Source organism: Candidatus Jordarchaeum sp., from assembly GCF_052745115.1.
On record NZ_JBRAKS010000527.1, the window covers coordinates 1 to 1,843 of the forward strand.

Consider the following 1,843-nt stretch of genomic DNA (forward strand, 5'->3'; position numbering starts at 1 on the left):
AGGAGGTTTATATGAATATTAAAGAACAACAGAGGATACCGCTTCTCGGGGATGATTTTCCGGAGCTGAGGGTACAGACAACCCATGGTGTAAAAGAATTGCCAAAGGACTATGCCGGAAAGTGGTTTGTTCTGTTTAGCCATCCAGCAGATTTTACACCAGTCTGTACTACTGAATTTGTCGCCTTTCAAAAAATGTACGAAAAGTTTAAGGCATTAAATTGCGAACTAATCGGATTGAGTGTTGATCAGGTCTTTTCCCATATCAAATGGAAAGAATGGATAAAAGAGAAACTTGATGTGGAAATACAATTTCCCATTATTGCAGATACAGGTATTGTTGCGGAAAAACTCGGGCTTATCCATCCAGGTAAAGGAACGAATACTGTTCGAGCCGTCTTTGTAGTTGATGATAAGGGGAAAATTAGAATTATACTTTATTACCCCCAGGAACTCGGAAGAAATATGGATGAAATTTTGCGTGTTGTTGAGGCGATGCAAATTTCTGATAAACATGAAGTAGCAATGCCAGCAAACTGGCCCAATAATGAGATTGTGAAAGACCATGTAATTATTCCACCTGCTAATAATGTCGAAACTGCTAAGGAGCGTCTGGAAAAGGCAAAGGCAGGTGAATTTGAATGTTTTGACTGGTGGCTATGCCATAAAAAAATAACCAAAAAATAGGAGATTAAAATGCCGAAAGTCCAAAAAATTGGGGAAGTTTTTAAATGCGAAATATGTGGTAATGTGGTTGAGGTTAAAGAGGTTGGTGGCGGAGAGCTTTTTTGCTGTGGCAAACCAATGAAGAAGTTAGGATAGGATATGTCTAAGGCCAGGATCTTATTCCACTGTTACAACAATTCTGCCCGAAGAGAAGCGCCCAACATTCCCTGAAATAGCCATAAGACTCCACTGGCCATTTTAGGATTTGGCCAAAGGCTGTTGGTAGTGAAGAAGAAAAACTGGTTGTTTTCTGTTCTTCAGTTGAGCAAATTTTTTGTGGAGAGATTCCAGGTGGCAGAAAAATAAACGAGCAGGTCTATATCAGGGTCTTTTGAAAAATCGCCACGGGCATATGATCCATAAAGAATTACCTGTTTAATTTTGCTGCTGTCGTTTCACTAACCAATAATGTTCTCATCTCCTCGCTTCTATAAATTTAAAAAATAATCCTCTATTAAACTTTAGCATGTAATCTAAAAGCTTTTTCCGATCTATCAAGATGATTTTTATATCTTTTATGATGTTTTACAATTTCACTCCAGTATGTTTTATGAGGAAGATAAAACCGAACAAGGCTATGGTCTTTTTCAATAAGTTCTCTGGCTCTTTTCTCATTGCCAATATCTTTTGTAAATCTTTCCACTTTATCGTCAGAGACATGAGAAATTATCTTACAGGCTGCTTCATTTAGCCATTAGTTAACATTTAGGTGATTTGTTCTTTTTCATATTTGTAAAAATTGTGCCTAAAATCCCTTATATCTTTTTTTGTGTTAAATATTATACAGGAATAAGAAAGAAAAGTTAAGAAAAAGTTTTAAAAAACTCCATTTCGGCATAAAATCTTTAAAGAACGGTGAACATTTAACAGGATGAGAATGGGAAAGGTATAAATAACTATGTTCGATGGAAATGGCAGAGGGGGAGTGAAATGCTTAAAATGTCCCATGAAGTTCACCCCGTGAGATAACTTGAATTTGGTAAAAGTATCGGAACGGTTCGTAGTGATTTTGGAAGGGGAGCCAGAGATAAAAAAGGGACCTATTTTAAGTCCCCTTTTTATTTCTGGCTCCCCAAGCAAGTTAAAACATAGAAACCTCAGAGTAGTGTTTGAGTTTC

General features: G+C 36.9%; 3 protein-coding genes. 2 read left to right on the top strand and 1 reads right to left on the bottom strand.

Annotation, left to right across the window (positions count from 1 at the left end):
• The first annotated feature begins 11 nt into the window (after positions 1–11).
• A complete protein-coding gene (locus ACUVXA_RS20465; RefSeq protein ID WP_445873145.1) occupies positions 12–686 on the top strand; it encodes a peroxiredoxin in 675 nt (224 codons plus the stop codon).
• A 9-nt stretch (positions 687–695) separates the two neighbouring features.
• Complete coding sequence (locus ACUVXA_RS20470) at positions 696–821, top strand: desulfoferrodoxin FeS4 iron-binding domain-containing protein (protein WP_445873144.1); 126 nt, start codon at positions 696–698, stop codon at positions 819–821.
• A gap of 161 nt (positions 822–982) precedes the next feature.
• On the opposite strand, the gene ACUVXA_RS20475 is transcribed toward ACUVXA_RS20470, so the two are convergent.
• A complete protein-coding gene (locus ACUVXA_RS20475) occupies positions 983–1,105 on the bottom strand; it encodes a nucleotidyltransferase family protein (RefSeq protein ID WP_445873146.1) in 123 nt (40 codons plus the stop codon).
• Positions 1,106–1,843: the final 738 nt, after the last annotated feature.